A 15,128-nucleotide genomic window follows, 5' to 3' on the forward strand; every position below is an offset into this window, starting at 1 on the left:
TCCCTCCCCTCAGCCGTTCAGGAGGCGCGCGACCTCCGCCGTCAAGGAGTCGCGGCCCGATTGCAGGCGGCCGAGCAGCGTGTTCTGCACGCTCGTCTTGCCGCCGCGCCCGACCAGCCGCACGCCCGTCTCGATGGCGGGGTTGGGGCGCACCTGGGCCTGGACGCCGAGCTGTGCGAGCGCCATCTGGGCGGCCGTCACCTCGTTCGGGTGAACTTCCACCACCTCGGCGTTCGGCAGGGCCGCGCTCGCCTCCTGGATCAGCCGCGCGAGAATCTGCGGGTACTGGGGGGAAGCGGGGGCGCCGCGCAGTTCGGCCTCCGCCTGCTGGAAGGCACGGGCCTGCACCTGGTCGGCTGCGCCCAGACGCTGGGCGTTCGCCTCCAGATCGGCGGCGCTGCGGGCGCGGGTCAGCCCGGCCTGGAGTTCGGCATCGAGGCTGCGCTTCTGGCTGTCGAGCAGGGCGGTCGCCCGCTCCCGCGCCGCGGCGAGGATGGCGGCCGAGCGCTCCTGCGCCTGCGCCCGGATCCGCGCGATCTCGTCGCGGGTTTCATTTTCGAGGATGTCACCGAGGCTCATAGGATCCTCAGCGCAGCAGGAAGAAGCCGACGAAGCCGAAGATCACGAGCGTTTCCGGGATGAAGAACCAGATCGCCATCTGGCCGAACTTCTCGGGACGCTCGGCAACGACGCCCGCGGCGGCGGCGCCGATGGGGCCCTGCGCCAGGCCAGTGCCCACGGCGCCCAGACCCAGCGCGAGGCCCGCGCCGATGGCGCGCAGGCCAGCGGCGTTGGCGTCACCGGTGGCGGCGCCAGCGGCGGCTTCCTGGGCCAGCGCGGAGCTGGCGACGGTGGCGGCGGTGAGGGCGGGCAGGTACTTGACGAGTTTCTTCATGGGGTTCCTCCGAAAGGTGGCTGTCATAGGTGCGGGCGTCAAATGACCGTGTGAATGGGGGGTCACTTGAGGTTGCGAGCGAAGGGTTGGTAGCGGGGGCCGCTCTCCTGGAAGTAGCCGGTGGGGTTGAGGTACTCCACCCACATCAGACGCAGAGGCTGCATGATGTGCCCCAGAATCGTGAGGGCGAACAGGAAAGAGTGCACCAGGAACCCGACGATGATTCCCAGAATCGGGCCGATGATCGGCAACGTGCCGCCCAGACCCCAGCCCACGTCCGTGGCGAGATTGGCGAGGATGGCCGCCGCCACACCCACCGCGAAGAGGCGGGTGAAGGAGATGATGAAGCCGCCCTGCGACAGGATCTCGATCAGCATCAGCGGCGCGCGGGCGAGCACGACGCCCAGCAGGAAGATCACGAAGCCCGCGATCATCACCAGGACGCGCCAGTCGCTGAAGTTCCCCAGAGCGCCGAAATCGCGGCCCGCCTGCGAGATGAAGGCCAGCGACACCAGGCCCACCATGCCGCCCAGGATGCCCGCGGCCTCCCAGAAGTGGTGCATGTGGCGGTGCTTGAGGCTGAGTTGCGCGCGCAGGCCCCACGCCCAGAACAGGAACACGATGCCCAGCATCAGGCAGATGAGCAGCACCGTGGTGCTGAATTCCGGCAGGGTGCGCGGGAAGAGGATCGGGATCAGGCCGGAGGTATGCTCCGCCTCGCCGAGCCGCACGCCCCACAGTCGCTGGGTCAGGGCCGGGTCCACGAAGAACACGTGCAGCTTCTCCAGCACATTGCCGAAGAACTCACCCGTGAGAATGCCCCAGAGGATGCTCCACAGGCTCATGGTCCGCAGCACGTACCCGACCTGGTACAGCGTCTTGGGGTCGAGGGTGGTGCCCAGCAGGCCGACCGGCAAGCTCTGGCCGCGGCGGCTGCGCGCCAGCATCCACAGCGAGGCGATCAGGAACAGCAGCCCGAAGCCGATGTCCGCGACCACGAAGCCGAAGAACAGCGGGAAGAACACCGCCACCACCCACGAGGGGTCGAAGGTGCCGTAGCGGGGCGGGTCGGAGATGTTGAGCAGGAACTCGAAGTTCCGCACGTAGCTGTTGTTCCGCAGCTTCACCGGGACCGTCTCGGCGTGGTGCTCGTTGACGGGCTGCACCTCGTACAGGGCGCGGCCCTTCATCGCGTCCAGCGCCGCGCGGAAGGCGCCCAGGCCCTCGTCGGGCACGTAGCCTTGAAGGACGAAGCCGTACTTGCCGCGCGCCGACTGCGAGCGCGCGTCGTCGATGGCGACCCGGTCGGCCAGCGCGTCGCGGATGGCGAACAGCGCGGGACCGTGGGCGTCCGCGAGGCGCCGCTTCTCGGCCCGGAGCTGATCCAGCGCCCCAGGGTTCTCGCGGGCGATTCGCTCGAACTCGGCCTGAACGGCGCCGACCGGCATCGCGTCGAAGCGGCCCGGCAGGCGCAGCTCGCCCACCCGGGCACGCGAGAGTGCCGCGCGGGCCTTCTCACGGTCGGCGCGCGGCACGGCCAGAGCGCCCGCGACCACGCGCTCGTTCACCCGGTCGCTCGCCAGGGCGAAGCGGTCACCGAGGTCCGCGCGCAGGGCGTCCTCGACCCCGCGCAGTTCCTCGGGCGCCCCCACCGTAAAGGTCAGCAGCGCGAGGCGGCGGCTCTGGTCCACGCCGCCCGCCAGCCGCGCGAGGACGCGCACGACCTCGCCGTAGGCGCCCTGGGTGTCGAGGTCGGCCTGGAGTTCGCTCTCGCGCGCCCCCAGGGCCGAGGCGGGCTGGGCCACCTCCTCCACCCGCGCTGCCCACTCGCCCTCGGGGAGCAGGGGGGCCGACGCGCCACGCACGGCGCCGAGTTCCCCCAGGGTGGTCTCGGTGCGGGCGAGCAGGCGCTCGGTGTTGCGGCGCTCGTCGGCGGCGGCGCCGCCCAGCGGCCCGGTCTCGAACCCCTCGGCGTCGAGGGGAACGATGTGCAGCACCCCCGCCCCTTGCAGGGCAGCCATGACCTCGCGGCTGTCACGCTGACGGCCCGCGACGATCACCTGGTGCATCCGGCTGATCAAGGCAGCACCGCCCTCAGGATGTGCTCGACGGCGGGGCCCAGCTTGCCCTCGCTGCGGGACTGCACGGCCCCGACCTCCTGCTGCGCGTGGGCGCGGGCCTCGGCGCGGATCGCTTCCGTCTGCCCGGCCAGCACCTCCTCGAACTCGCGGCGCATCTGCGCGGCCTGCGCCTGCGCGTCTTGCAGGATGCGCGCGGCCTGCGCCTCGGCGGCCTCGACCTCGCGCTGCGCCTCGGCTCGGGCGGCCTCCAACTGCGCGTCCAGAGCCCGCTCGCGGGTGGCGAGTTCACTCAGGATTCGACTAGCGGCGTCCAAATCGCTCCTCCTTTCTCCTCACAACACGGTCTTGTAGAAATGCGGCTCACTTGACTTCTCCAGTGTCCGGCTTCCGTGGTTCACGGCGCTCCACCCACGGGGAATGGAGCGCACCAGGGCACGAGCCCACTTGTAGAATCACGGGCCCGACGAAGAGTGCTGTCAAGCCCGCGCAGATAGTACCATAAGGTTCGTTTTAGCCGAGGACAATCATCCTCAGATGGCGCGGGTGCCGGGAAAAGTCCCGCCCCCGGGGATGCGGCCGGGGGCAGGAGGACGTGGAGGGTCGGAAGGAGGGGTGCCCTTCAGTCGCCGCCGAGGAACACCGGGGCGCCCAGGCCGGTCTCGTTCTCGCTGTAGCCCTGCTCGCTGTGGGCGCTGATGTCGATGCCCGCGATCTCCTGGCTGGCCGGAACGCGCAGCGGGGTGAACAGGCTGACGAGCCGCAGCAGGATCAGCGAGCCCAGGCCCGTCCAGACCACGCTGGCCGCCACGCCGACGAGCTGGATCAGAACCTGCTCGCCCACCGGCTTGCCCTGTCCGGTCGTCCAGGCGAGAGCCCCAGTGAGTATGGCCCCCACGATGCCCGCAACGCCATGGCAGGCGAACACGTCGAGCGAGTCGTCGGCCCGCATGGCGTGCTTGTACTGCACGGCCCAGAAGGAGGCGGTCGCGCCGAGGGCTCCCACGATGACCGAGGCCCAGGGGCTCACGAACGCGCAGGCAGGGGTGATGGCGACCAGGCCCACGACCAGACCGGTGGCGGCCCCGACGGCGGTGGGCTTGCCGCTGCGGCTGCTCTCCCAGCCCAGCCAGGTCAGCATGGCGGCGGCGGGCGCGACCAGCGTGGTGATAAAGGCCAGCCCCGCCGTCTGCCCGGCGCTCAGTGCGCTTCCGGCATTGAAGCCCATCCAGCCGAACCACAGCAATCCCGCACCCAGCAGGACGAAGGGGACGTTGTGCGGCACGTGCGCCGTGCGGGGAAAGCCTATCCGCGATCCCAGGACCATCGCCGCGACCAGGGCGCTGATCCCCGCCGCGATGTGGATGACCGTGCCGCCCGCGAAATCCAGCGCCCCGAGCTTGAACAGCCACCCGTCCGCGCTCCAGACCCAGTGGGCCAGCGGCGAGTAGATCAGCAGGCTCCAGAGCCCGCCGAAGAGGATGAAGGCCCCGAAGCGCATCCGCTCGATCACCGCGCCGCTCACCAGCGCGAGCGCGATGATGGCGAACATCGCCTGGAAGGCCGCGAAGACGTACGACGGGATGGTGCCGCTGAGCTGGTCCTTCAGTCCTTCCAGCCCCAGGTGGCTCAGCCCGCCGATCAAGGCATTGCCGCCCTCCCCGAAGGCGAGGGTGTATCCGGCGACCATCCAGACGATGCCGACCAGGCCGATGGACACCACACTCATCATCATGGTGTTCAGCACGCTCTGGGCGCGGGTCAGGCCGCCGTAGAAGAAGGCCAGCCCGGGTGTCATGAGCAGCACGAGCGCGGCGGAGGCGAGCATCCAGGCCGTGTCGCCCGCGTTGAGTTCCGGCTTGGCATCCTGCGCGAGGGCCACGCCGCCGAGGAGAAGAAGCAGGGGCAGGAGTTTCTTCATGGCAGGGCTCCTTGGACCGGGACGCCCGGCGTGAGCTTCGTCTCGGTGACGGGGGTCAGCGCGGCGTTGTCCTCCTCGCCGGTGCGGATGCGGATCACCCGTTCCAGCGGCTGCACGAAGATCTTGCCGTCGCCCACCTCGCCGGTGCGGGCGGCCTGGCAGATGGCGCGGATCGCCACGTCCACAAAGGGCTCGGAGACGGCCATGCGGAACTCCACCTTCTCGCGGAATTCGATCATCACCCGGGTGCCGCGGTAGTGCTCGACCACCTCCTGCTCGCCGCCATGCCCCGAGACGCGGCTGAGGGTGATCCCGCTGATCCCCGCCTGAAACAGCGCCTCCTTGACCTGCTGCACCCGTTCGGGCCGCACGACCGCCGTGATCAGTTTCATGGCGTCTCCTTTTTCCCGCTCAATTTGCAGTGTTCGCATCCCTGCATGGAGCCAGGGTAGGAGGAGAGGTGCGGGATGTCAACGAAAAGTTGAACAGATGTACAGACTGATGCGAACAGATTGCAGATCGAGCGGGTTTAGCGAGAGGTCAGAGGTGACAGAAGTGCGGGTTGTGGAGAACCCTCTGAACAACGGGACGAATTCGGGAGGCCACAAGGCTGAGGGGAGAAGCCCCCTCGGCCTCTCCCCCCCTTGTTGCGTTGGATTGTTCAGGTCACTCGGCGTGCCCGCCTCCCTGCCCACAGCCGGTAGGCCAGGACGAGGACGCCCGCCAACCCCAGCGCGGCGAGCAGCGGGGCGAACACCGCGAGGAGGCTGAGGGTGAGACTCGCCCCGTCCTCGGCGGTGCTGACGACCGGGTTTGCCAAGCCGCCCGTTGTGGCGGTCGCCAGTGGGCGAATGGCCGCGCGGGTGGTGTGGACGCCGCCCGCCACGAGCAGGCCCAGCGCCAGGCTGAGCGCCGGGGGCACGTCCGCGATTCCGGCTTGAGCCGTGAAAAGCACCGCCCCCGCCGCCGCGTTCACCACCCCGCCGACGAGGTGAAGGGCATGGTCCACGCCCGGAATCTTGTCGCCCACGAAGTCGAGCAGGCCCAGCACCCCGACCCCCAGCAGCACCCAGGGATTCCCCAGCAGGTCGTAGGGCGCGCTCAGGTGCAGCACGCCGGAGCGGGAGAGCAGTCCCACGACGAGGAGCGGGATATAGGCGTTCAGACCCGCCGCGCCCGACAGGCCGAGGGAGGAGAGCAACCCGGACAGCAGTTCCATCTCTCCCTATACGCGCCCCGCTCCCCGGGGTTGCCTCAGCGCAGGTAGGCCGCGAGCAGGTCCACCCCGGCCCGCAGGTCGTCCTCGTGGACGGCTTCCACGATGGTGTGGATGTAGCGGGTGGGGATGCTGAGGGTCACGCTGGGCACACCCGCCCGCGACTTCTGAATCGCCGCGCCGTCCGTCCCGCCCAGCGGCAGCACCTCAAGCTGGTAGCGGATGCCTTCCCGCTCGGCGAGGTCCACGAGGTCGTCCACCAGCCAGCGGGTCGAGATCATGGTGGAGTCGAAGACCTTGATGCCGATGCCGTCCCCCAGGCGGGTGACCGCCTCCTCCGGCCCGACGCCGGGGGTGTCCACCGCCAGGGTCACGTCCAGACCAATGCCGAGGGTGGGTTCGGCGCCGTAGGCCGCCACCGTGGCGCCGCGCAGCCCCACCTCCTCCTGCACGCTGAAGACGGCGACCACATCGTGCCGGGGGCGGGTGTCCCGGAAGCGGCGCAGCACCTCCAGTTGCAGGAACACGCTGGCACGGTCGTCCATCGCCTTGCCCACGGTGAGCTTGCCCACCTGCCGGGCCGTCTGGTCGAGGGTGACCATGTCGCCCACCCGCACGCGCCGCTTGACCTCCTCACCGTCCAGGCCCAGGTCCACGAAGAATTCCTTGACCTCGGGCACCTTCTTGCGGTCTTCCGGCGTGGCGATGTGGACAGGTTTACCGCCCGGCGTCATCACGCCCGGGAGGGGGCCGCCGCGCGTCTGCACCGTCACGTTGCGGGCGAAGAGGTTGCGGGTGTCGAAGCCGCCGAGCGCCTGGAGGCGCAGGAAGCCGCGCTCGTCGATGAAGCTCACCAGGAAGCCGATCTCGTCCATGTGGGCGCTGAGCATCACGCGCTCGCGCTTGCCCTCGCCCTCACCGCCCCGCAGGGCGAACACGTTGCCGAGGGCGTCCACCCGCACCTCGTCGGCCAGGCCCTCCAGCTCGCGCAGCACGAGGTCACGCACCGCGTCCTCGTTGCCCGGCACGCCGTTGAGGTCGGAGAGCTGACGAAGAAGGTCCAGCCGCAGTTCAGTTGTGGTCACGCGGGCCAGGATACGCCGCACGGGGAGAGGGTTGATCGAATCTCTACCGGCCGCTGTTCGACTCAGGCGGACGGCTGGTGAGCATGACCAGTGGTCCGGCCCGTTTTCTGAGGCAGTGGGGTTCTGCGGCGTTGGGGGGGCGTGCCCGTTCACCCCCTCTGCCAGCAGCTCTCCGAGTCCCAGCCTCCCCCCTCAAGGGGGAGGGGCAAAAGATTACGTTCCAGCGCGGGTGTTTGAGACTTGGAATAGGGAGGTGACCAAAGCTGACCGGGCCGTCGGCACAGGTGAATGGCTCCCGGCCAGGGGGTACTCACCTGATTAGGACACCGAGGGCACTGCCTCGGGTTCCGGCTTCGGCCGCAGGTCCGTCCCGTTGAAGCGGGCCTGCCCCTCTGCCAGCCCCTGCGTGGCCCAGACCTCCACCGCGTCCGCCCCCAGCCGCACGAGTTCGGCGAGGGTGCCCGCCTCCTCCTCGCGCCACTTGCTGAGGACCCAGTCGGCCGGGTCCCAGCCCGCTGGGGGGCGGGAGATGCCGACCTTCAGGCGCGGGAACTTCTCGGTCCCCAGCACGCGGATGAGGTCGCGCACCCCGTTCTGCCCGCCGTGCCGCCCACCCAGCCGGAACTTGAGGAGGCCGAAGGGGCTGTCGAGGTCGTCCTGCACCACCAGGAGGCCGTCCGGCTCCAGCTTGTAGAAGGCGACGAGCGGCCCCACTGCCTTGCCCGACGTGTTCATGAAGGTTTGCGGCTTGACGAGGAGGACCCTGGCGCCCGGAGCCGCGCCCACCCGCACCTCGGCCACCTCGGCATCCTTGTCCTTGCGCCAGATGGCACCCCAGCGGCGGGCCACCTCGTCCACGACGAGCCAGCCGACGTTGTGCCGGGTCCGCGCGTACTGCGCGCCCGGATTGCCCAGGCCGACGACGAGGTTCAAGGTTCAGGCCTCCAGGCTGTTCAGGGTAGCGCGCCACTGGGCCTCGGTCTCGCGCACGCGGGCCTCGCCCCTCGCCCTCGCGTACCCAGCACGAAAGTCGGCGAAGCGGGTGTCGGTCTCGGCGAAGAGGAGGCCCAGCGCCTGACGCACGTCCTGCACGTTGCGGTCCGTCAGCACAGTGTCCTTGGTATCGAGCACCTCGTCGAGCGTCGCCATCAGGCCCGAAAGGGGCCGCAGCCACTGAAAGGAGGGGTCGTTCATCACCAGTGAGTACAGCGCGAAGGGTCCCCCCACTGGACCGTGCAGGAACTCGTACTCGCCCTTGGCAAAGTCGAGCAGCGCCGAGTGGAAATGCCGCAGCGCCTGCGCCAGCGCCGTGAGCCGCGCACGTACCTGAGCGTCCGTAGCCGTCATGGGCCAAGGGTAGCAGGGGGCGGCGAGGTCGGCCCGGTCCTTGTCCCCCAATTTCGCGCTGGAGAAGGAGGCCACAACTGTCTTCATCCGTACGTGCATGGTGGGGATGAGCGTCCTCACCCTCACGCCCTATTCCGCTCCAGCACGTGCGGCGCGAGGAAAACGGCGGGCCAGCGGACGGTCGCCAAACGTGCCGAACTCTACCAGCCCAGCGTGCCCGGCTCCCCCTTGAATGGCCCGACCACGTCCGGCGTGATCCAGCCGCCGTAAAAGCCGCCTGGTTGGGGAATGACGGGCTCGCCGTCCACCCGGCACTCGTCCATCCGGCCCGCATAGACGGCGATATGGCCCGCGATCTCCCGGAAAGCAGGAGTGGGACGTTCATAACTCCAGCCCGCACCCTGAGCTGTTTTTCCTCCAGCCTGAAGCGTCCAGTACGACGCCCCGCCCTTCCACTCGCAGACGCTGCCGCCGCCCGCGGGGGTCAGCACGCCCGGCAGAAAGGCCGCGCGCGGCAGGTAGTAGGTGGGGGGATGGCTCGTTTCCAGGACGCGAAAGGCTTCGGTCGTCTCAGCGATCTTCACCCCACCGAGCCAGATTTCGATGCGATAGGCCGTGCGCTCCAGCCGGGGAGGGCGAGGGTAGTCCCACACGCTCTCCTGACCGGGACCGGGCTTGACGGGTTGGGGACGCGGCATGGGGGCAGTGTGATCGCTCCCGCCGATCCGGGCTGTCGGCCTTCCCCCCATCGGGTAGCCTAGCCCATGACCACCGTCAATCTGCCGGACGCCGAGACTCCCGAGCTGAGCGGCACGGTGAACCTCGCTGACATCGAGGCGCTGGGCCGCTCCCGCCTGGATCGCAACGCGCTGGAGTACTACGCCAGCGGCGCGAACGACGAGGTGACGCTGGCGGCGAACCGCGAGGGCTTTCGCCGTATCCGGTTGCGCCCCCGGATGCTGGTGGACGTGTCCAACGTGGACACCCGGACCGAGGTGCTGGGCCTGCCCCTGAGCCTCCCGGTCGGGATCGCCCCCAGCGCCTTTCACGGCCTCGCCCACCCGGAGGCGGAGCGGGCGACGGCGCGGGCGGCCGCCGCGGCGGGCAGCGTGATGACGCTCAGCACCTTCTCCAACACGCCCATAGAGGAGGTCGCGCGGGAGGCGCCGGGCCGCTTCTGGTTCCAGCTCTACCCATACACCGACCGCGAGCTGAGCGCCGAGGTCGTGCGCCGGGCGGAGATGGCGGGCGCACGGGCGCTGGTGCTGACGGTGGACGCCCCCTTCGTCGGCCGCCGCGAGCCGAACGAACGCCACCGCTTCGCCCTGCCGCCGCACCTGAAGGTCCCGAACGTGGGGAGCCGGGAGCGCCTGGCCGAGCTGGAATCGGAGTCCGGGTCGCAACTCGTGAACTACTTCCAGGGACTGATCTCCAAGACCTTCACCTGGGCCGACCTGGCGTGGCTGCGCTCGGTCACGTCCCTGCCTATCGTGCTCAAGGGCATTCTGACCGCCGAGGACGCCCTGCTCGCCGCCGAGCATGCCTGCCACGTCTGGGTCAGCAACCACGGTGGGCGGCAACTGGATACCGCCGTGAGCAGCATCGAGGCGCTGCCGGAGGTCGTGGAAGCGGTCGCGGGGCACGTCGAGGTCTATCTCGACGGCGGGGTGACGCGGGGGACTGATGTTCTGAAGGCCGTCGCACTGGGAGCCAAAGCCGTCTTCCTGGGCCGGGCCACCCTATGGGGTCTCGCGGCGGGAGGAGAAGCAGGCGTGCGGCGCACCCTCGACCTCCTCCACGACGAGGTGCGGCTGGCGCTGGCCCTGTGCGGCAAGCAGAACATCGGGCAGGTGGGGCGGGACCTGGTGCGGATGTGAGCACAGCGCCTCCCATTCAGGCTTTGATCTCAAGCAAGGACAACGCCCTGGTGCCTCTGCCCCTCGGGCGGTTCTGACCCGCTCCCCTCGTGTGACTCGTAGAGCCGCTCGCGGAGAGGGCCTGGCGCAGCCAGGGGTGAGGGGGCGCCCAACCGGCGACCTCGCCCCATCCGGGCAGCTTCCAGAGGTGGCTCCGAGTAGAGCCAAAAGTCTGCCTGCCGTTACTCAAATTTGACAGGAACCTGTCAGGAGCTTAGGCTGAACCTCCATGCCCGAACTTACGGCGGAGGGGGCCGCCTTCACCGACCTGCTGCTGGAGGTCTTTCGGCTGAACGGACGGCTGCTGGACGCGGGCGACCGCCTGACCCGTCCCCTGGGGCTGAGCAGTGCTCGCTGGCAGGTGCTGGGCATGGTGGAACACGGTCCCGTTACGGTGGCGCAGATCAGCCGGGTCATGGGTCTGGCGCGGCAGAGCGTGCAGCAACTCACCGACGCCCTGGAGCGGGACGGTTTTCTAGCCTACGTGGACAATCCGGGGCACCGCCGCGCCCGGCTGGTCCAGCTCACGGCGAAAGGAGAGGCCGCTGCCGCCCACCTCATCCCCGCACAGGCCGAGTGGGCCAACCGGATGGGTGAAGGGCAGACCTCAGAAACCCTCCAGGCCGCGCTGACCACGCTCCGTGCCCTGCGCGAGCGGCTGGAGCAGGACGCGAACCCGGCCCCCTGATCTCCCCCAGGAGGAACAACCATGCAGATCACCCAGTCGGCCCTGTCGCTCAACGTGCCGGATCTCCGCGCCTCCGCCGAGTTCCTGCAACGGCACTTCGGCTTCGTGCCCGAGATGGAATATGAAGGCGTGGCGTCCCTGACCCGGGGGGACGCGGGATTCAACCTGATCTTCCTGCAAACGGGCCTGTCCACCTTCAAGCCGCGGCACATCGCCGGAAGCGCCGGGCAGGGGCTGCTCGTCGTCTTCGTGGTGGACGATATCGACGCCGAGTACGCGCGCTTGCGGGCCGAAGGGGTGCCCATCGTCACGCCCATCGAGACCGAGCCGTGGGGCGAGCGCTACTTCCAGGTTTCGGACCCCAACGGCGTGATCCTGCAACTGGTCCAGTGGGTCCCGGCACCGGAGGGCAGTCCCTGGGCTGGGCAGGCGGCGGACGGGTAGCTCCACGTCCGGTGCGGCGGGGCGCAGAAGCGTTGTCATGCTGAGCGCCAGCGAAGCCCGCCCCAACCCTAAGCCGCCTCCACCTGCTGTTTCTGTCTCCTTCTCGTCCTCGGCGTCCTGAGCGCCTTCTCGCTTTCCAGCATCCGCTTGAGCGCCGCCTCGGCGCGGGTCAGGCCCTCCAGCTCGGGCTCGGTGCGGTTGGCGCGGGGCTCGTAGTCGTCCAGCACCTTGCCCTCCTGGTAGCGGTCGAAGATCACCGGGCAGATGTAGCTGCCGCGGGTGACGGCGGGGGTGTTGCCCAGGTCCTCGGCGACGTACTTGACGCATTCCACCAGCGTCTTGCGGGCCTGCCGCTCGGACTCGGGCGGCCCGGCCTCGGCCAGGAATTCGGCGGCGATCAGGGTGCCGCCCCAGGTGCGGAAGTCCTTGGCGGTGAAGGGGCCGATGACCTCGCGCAGATAGGCGTTCAGATCGGGGGCACGGACACGGGTTCGAACCCCGTCGTCCACGCTCTGGAAAAGCCAGGGACCGGGCAGTTCGAGCAGCCGCTCCACGTTGGTGGCGAGCGTGCGGTCCCGCACCGTCTTGTGCTGCTCGATGCCGTGCTTGCCCCGGAAGTGGAAGGTGATGGCGCCCCCTTCCAGCTTCACGTGCCGCTGCCGCAGGGTGGAGAGGCCGTAGGTCTTGTGGGCACGCATGTAGGCGTCGCTGCCCACCCGGAAGTGGGCGACGTGAAGGAGCCTCGTCATGACGGCAAGGACCTTGCGCCGGGGCAGGCCGGAGAGGCGCAGGTCGGAGGCGGTCGCCTGTCGGAGGGTGGGCAGGGCGTCGGCAAATCGGGCCAGCCGCTGCCACTTCTTCAGCGCCCCCGCCTGCACGAAGTCGGAGTGGTAGCGGTACTGGAGGCGCCCGGCGGCGTCGCGCCCGAAGGCCTGAAGCTCCGCGTCGGGGTCGGGTGAGACGTACACGCCCTCGTAGGCGGGCGGCACGGCGAGGGCCGAGATGCGGGCGATGCCCTCCTCGTCGGTGTACTCCTCCCCGTCCGGCCAGAAGTAGCGGAACTCGTCGGGCTTGTTGCCCTCGCGGCGGAGGTATTCGTCCTGAAGAATTTCGGTGCGGCTCGTCATGACTCGCGGGCCTCCATCGGCAACTGCCAGTCAATCGGCGTCTCCCCCGCCTCCTCCAGCGCGGCGTTTACCCGTGAGAAGGGCCGTGTGCCCAGGAACTTCGCCACACTGAGGGGACTGGGGTGGGCCGACTCGATGATGACGTGCTGCGGGTTGGTGACGAGCTTGGCCTTTTTGCGGGCGTAGGCGCCCCACAGCACGAACACGACCCGCGTGGGCTTGTCGTTCACGGCGCGGATCACGGCGTCGGTGAATTGCTCCCACCCCTTGCCCGCATGGCTGTTGGGCTCGCCCTGGCGAACGGTCAGGACAGCGTTCAGCAGCAGGACGCCCTGCTCGGCCCAGTGGTGCAGGTAGCCGTGCCGCGGCGGCTTGAACCCCACGTCGCTCTGCAACTCCTTGTAAATGTTCCCGAGACTGGGGGGCGGACGGACACCGGGCCGCACGCTGAAGGCCAGGCCATGCGCCTGCCCGGGGCCGTGGTAAGGGTCCTGGCCCAGGATGAAGACCTTCACGTTCTCCAGCGGCGTGTAGCGCAGGGCGTTGAACACGTCGGGTGCGGGCGGAAAGACGTTGTGGGTGCGGCGTTCCTCGACCAGGAAATCCTTGAGGGTGTGGAAGTACGGCGCGGCGAACTCGGGGGCGAGGGCGCGCTGCCACGACTCGGGAAGACCGGCGGGCAGGATGGGTTTGGGGACCCCGGACTTGGGGTCGCTGGACGTGAGGCCGAACAGGTCGGGCTGGTCACTCATGGGTGGGGATCTCCGTTTCGGGGCAGTTCGGGGCGGCTTCTCGGGCTTGGGCGGCAGGCCCCGGGCGGCCCGCTCGGCGCGCAGCACGGCCTTTTTGCGGCTGCCGTGGCGCCCGTAGATGCGCCGGGCCTCGGCCTCGAAGCTTGCACTCTCCCGCGCAGCATAGATTCTGGCCCGCGCGGCGGCCCCGGCTTTTCCTTCATCGACGATGGGCGGCGGGTAATCCAGGCGCGCCGAGCCGCTCCACTCCCACGGGGCGTGCAGGAAATCCAGGGGCGCGTCCGCGAGTTCCGGCACCCAGCGGCGGATGAAGGTTCCATCCGGGTCCTGCTCCCGCGCCTGCCGGGTGGGCGAGTAGATGCGGACGCGGTTGATGCCCACCGTGGCGCTTTGCATCTGCATCTGCGACCAGTGGATGCCGGGTTCGTTGTCGAGCCACTGCCGCGCCAGGAAGAGACCAATCGGCCGCCAGTGCAGCCACAGGTGCTGCGAGGCGAAGGAGACGAGCATCGCGCGCATGCGGAAGTTGAGCCAGCCCGTCGCGTGCAGCATCCGCATGCAGGCGTCCACGAGGGGATACCCCGTCTGCCCGTGCGACCAGCGGTCGTAGAACTCCTGATCCCAGTGGGGCTCCCGAAGGCCGTCAAAGACCGGGTTGAGGTTCCGAAACTCCATCTCCGGCTCGGATTCCAGGCGCTGGATGAAGTGGCAGTGCCAGTGCAGGCGGCTCTCGAAGGAGCGGAGGGAGCGCACCCAGCGGGGATCAGCGTCCGGTTCACCCCTGACCGCCGCGAGGCGCCGCCGGGTCGCCTGCACGACCTCCCGCAGCGAGATGGTCCCGAAGGCGAGGGGGCTGAGAGACGAGAGCAGCTTTCCTCGGCGGTTAGGGGACTGCTCAGCTCGCGCTGGTAGTCCACCCCGCGCACGGTGAGGAACGAGTCGAGGATGCCGTGGGCGACTGACTCTCCACCAGGAAGGATGAGCTTGTCGTTGGGTGGGACGCCCAGTTCCGCGTGGGTACACAAGCCGCCGGGTGAGAGGTCCGTCCCCCTCAAAGCGGAGGGCGTGGGGACGAGCGGCGCCGCCATTCTCTCCTCCCACGTGTCCGCCCAGCCGTCCCGGTCGCGCAACCTCCGCACCACTCCGCTTTGCGGCAGTTCGGTGAAGGGAATGCCCCGCTTCCGCGCCCAGGCCCGCACTCGCCGGTCCCGCCCGTAGCTGACCCCATTCCCGGTTTCCTCGTGTGCCCACAGGCCGCCGATGGGCACGAGTTCGGACAGTTCTTCCAGCACGGCGACCGCCTCGCCCCGGCGTACGACGAGGGGAGTGCCGAGCACCCGGAGCCGCTCGTCCAACTCGGCCAGGCAGCCGTTCAGATACGTCAGGTGGTGCCCGGCGAACTCCTCGTGGTGGAGTTGCTCGGGCTCGTAGAGGTAAAGGGGCAGCACAGGCCCGCGCTCCGCTGCCCGAATCAGGGGAGCGTGGTCGCGCACGCGCAGGTCCTTCTTGAACCAGACGACCTGCACCGGGGGACCGCTGGGCGGACGGGGCATCGGGGAGGAGTCTCCCCCACCTCATCCGCGTGGACGGTAGGCGCCCGCCCACACTCAGGAAAAGGTAAAGCGGGCCGCCTCTCTGGACGACCCGCCCTCAATCACG

16 protein-coding genes and 1 pseudogene are annotated in these 15,128 nt (G+C 69.3%); 3 read left to right on the top strand and 14 right to left on the bottom strand.

Annotated elements, in window-relative coordinates:
• Positions 1-9: 9 nt before the first annotated feature.
• From F784_RS0104305 to F784_RS0104355, 11 genes are all read right to left on the bottom strand, one after another.
• Positions 10-579, bottom strand: a complete 570-nt coding sequence (locus F784_RS0104305; RefSeq protein ID WP_019585474.1) for a V-type ATP synthase subunit E — start codon at positions 577-579, stop codon at positions 10-12.
• A gap of 7 nt (positions 580-586) precedes the next feature.
• On the bottom strand, positions 587-895 hold the full coding sequence (locus F784_RS0104310; protein ID WP_019585475.1) for a V-type ATP synthase subunit K: 309 nt from the start codon (positions 893-895) through the stop codon (positions 587-589).
• Positions 896-957: 62 nt separating this feature from the next.
• Complete coding sequence (locus F784_RS0104315) at positions 958-2,976, bottom strand: V-type ATP synthase subunit I (protein ID WP_157464969.1); 2,019 nt, start codon at positions 2,974-2,976, stop codon at positions 958-960.
• A complete protein-coding gene (locus tag F784_RS0104320) occupies positions 2,973-3,290 on the bottom strand; it encodes a V-type ATPase subunit subunit G family protein (RefSeq protein ID WP_019585477.1) in 318 nt (105 codons plus the stop codon). The genes F784_RS0104315 and F784_RS0104320 overlap by 4 nt, the downstream gene beginning before the upstream one ends.
• Before the next feature lie 305 nt (positions 3,291-3,595).
• Positions 3,596-4,894 (bottom strand): ammonium transporter, encoded by a 1,299-nt coding sequence (locus F784_RS0104325; RefSeq protein ID WP_019585478.1) that lies wholly within the window; start codon positions 4,892-4,894, stop codon positions 3,596-3,598.
• Positions 4,891-5,286 carry a P-II family nitrogen regulator gene (locus F784_RS22285; RefSeq protein ID WP_019585479.1) on the bottom strand — a complete coding sequence of 132 codons (396 nt, stop codon included), beginning with the start codon at positions 5,284-5,286 and terminating at the stop codon, positions 4,891-4,893. Before F784_RS22285 ends, F784_RS0104325 begins: the two co-directional genes overlap by 4 nt.
• 269 nt (positions 5,287-5,555) lie before the next feature.
• On the bottom strand, positions 5,556-6,113 hold the full coding sequence (locus tag F784_RS0104335) for a DUF4126 domain-containing protein (protein WP_019585480.1): 558 nt from the start codon (positions 6,111-6,113) through the stop codon (positions 5,556-5,558).
• 35 nt (positions 6,114-6,148) lie between these two features.
• Positions 6,149-7,195 carry a M42 family metallopeptidase gene (locus F784_RS0104340; protein WP_245557754.1) on the bottom strand — a complete coding sequence of 349 codons (1,047 nt, stop codon included), beginning with the start codon at positions 7,193-7,195 and terminating at the stop codon, positions 6,149-6,151.
• A gap of 318 nt (positions 7,196-7,513) precedes the next feature.
• Positions 7,514-8,128: an aminoacyl-tRNA hydrolase gene (pth, locus tag F784_RS0104345; RefSeq protein ID WP_019585482.1), complete on the bottom strand. Its 615-nt coding sequence runs from the start codon at positions 8,126-8,128 to the stop codon at positions 7,514-7,516.
• Positions 8,129-8,131: 3 nt separating this feature from the next.
• Positions 8,132-8,542: a hypothetical protein gene (locus F784_RS0104350; protein WP_026332264.1), complete on the bottom strand. Its 411-nt coding sequence runs from the start codon at positions 8,540-8,542 to the stop codon at positions 8,132-8,134.
• 200 nt (positions 8,543-8,742) lie between these two features.
• The gene (locus F784_RS0104355; protein ID WP_026332265.1) at positions 8,743-9,240 is read right to left on the bottom strand and encodes a DUF427 domain-containing protein; all 498 of its coding nucleotides are present in this window, start codon (positions 9,238-9,240) and stop codon (positions 8,743-8,745) included.
• Between the two features lie 66 nt (positions 9,241-9,306).
• Between F784_RS0104355 and F784_RS0104360 the strand changes: the two genes are divergently transcribed.
• From F784_RS0104360 to F784_RS0104370, 3 genes are all read left to right on the top strand, one after another.
• Positions 9,307-10,419, top strand: coding sequence for an alpha-hydroxy acid oxidase (locus F784_RS0104360; RefSeq protein WP_019585485.1), 1,113 nt, complete (start codon positions 9,307-9,309; stop codon positions 10,417-10,419).
• A 268-nt stretch (positions 10,420-10,687) separates the two neighbouring features.
• Positions 10,688-11,146 (top strand): MarR family winged helix-turn-helix transcriptional regulator, encoded by a 459-nt coding sequence (locus F784_RS0104365; protein WP_019585486.1) that lies wholly within the window; start codon positions 10,688-10,690, stop codon positions 11,144-11,146.
• 21 nt (positions 11,147-11,167) lie between these two features.
• Positions 11,168-11,590 carry a VOC family protein gene (locus tag F784_RS0104370; RefSeq protein WP_019585487.1) on the top strand — a complete coding sequence of 141 codons (423 nt, stop codon included), beginning with the start codon at positions 11,168-11,170 and terminating at the stop codon, positions 11,588-11,590.
• 68 nt (positions 11,591-11,658) lie between these two features.
• Here the strand turns inward: F784_RS0104370 and F784_RS0104375 are convergent, their stop codons facing one another.
• The 3 genes and pseudogenes from F784_RS0104375 to F784_RS26990 all read right to left on the bottom strand — a co-directional run.
• Positions 11,659-12,717, bottom strand: a complete 1,059-nt coding sequence (locus tag F784_RS0104375; protein ID WP_019585488.1) for a DNA topoisomerase IB — start codon at positions 12,715-12,717, stop codon at positions 11,659-11,661.
• Positions 12,714-14,285, bottom strand: coding sequence for a uracil-DNA glycosylase (locus F784_RS26765; protein ID WP_019585489.1), 1,572 nt, complete (start codon positions 14,283-14,285; stop codon positions 12,714-12,716). The genes F784_RS0104375 and F784_RS26765 overlap by 4 nt, the downstream gene beginning before the upstream one ends.
• Positions 14,286-14,671: 386 nt before the next feature.
• Positions 14,672-15,022: pseudogene (locus F784_RS26990) on the bottom strand (deoxyribodipyrimidine photo-lyase); the annotation flags it as partial.
• Positions 15,023-15,128 lie beyond the last annotated feature (106 nt).

The sequence above is a fragment of the Deinococcus apachensis DSM 19763 genome (assembly GCF_000381345.1).
GTDB classification, from domain to species: domain Bacteria; phylum Deinococcota; class Deinococci; order Deinococcales; family Deinococcaceae; genus Deinococcus; species Deinococcus apachensis.

Excerpts from the sequence above, each read along its gene's own strand:
- F784_RS0104360 (WP_019585485.1), top strand. The coding sequence starts at position 9,307 with ATGACCACCGTCAATCTGCCGGACGCCGAGACTCCCGAGCTGAGCGGC.
- F784_RS0104335 (WP_019585480.1), bottom strand. The coding sequence starts at position 6,113 with ATGGAACTGCTGTCCGGGTTGCTCTCCTCCCTCGGCCTGTCGGGCGCG.
- F784_RS0104305 (WP_019585474.1), bottom strand. The coding sequence starts at position 579 with ATGAGCCTCGGTGACATCCTCGAAAATGAAACCCGCGACGAGATCGCG.
- F784_RS0104325 (WP_019585478.1), bottom strand. The coding sequence starts at position 4,894 with ATGAAGAAACTCCTGCCCCTGCTTCTTCTCCTCGGCGGCGTGGCCCTC.
- F784_RS0104375 (WP_019585488.1), bottom strand. The coding sequence starts at position 12,717 with ATGACGAGCCGCACCGAAATTCTTCAGGACGAATACCTCCGCCGCGAG.
- F784_RS0104350 (WP_026332264.1), bottom strand. The coding sequence starts at position 8,542 with ATGACGGCTACGGACGCTCAGGTACGTGCGCGGCTCACGGCGCTGGCG.
- F784_RS0104355 (WP_026332265.1), bottom strand. The coding sequence starts at position 9,240 with ATGCCGCGTCCCCAACCCGTCAAGCCCGGTCCCGGTCAGGAGAGCGTG.
- F784_RS0104365 (WP_019585486.1), top strand. The coding sequence starts at position 10,688 with ATGCCCGAACTTACGGCGGAGGGGGCCGCCTTCACCGACCTGCTGCTG.
- F784_RS0104370 (WP_019585487.1), top strand. The coding sequence starts at position 11,168 with ATGCAGATCACCCAGTCGGCCCTGTCGCTCAACGTGCCGGATCTCCGC.
- F784_RS22285 (WP_019585479.1), bottom strand. The coding sequence starts at position 5,286 with ATGAAACTGATCACGGCGGTCGTGCGGCCCGAACGGGTGCAGCAGGTC.
- F784_RS0104310 (WP_019585475.1), bottom strand. The coding sequence starts at position 895 with ATGAAGAAACTCGTCAAGTACCTGCCCGCCCTCACCGCCGCCACCGTC.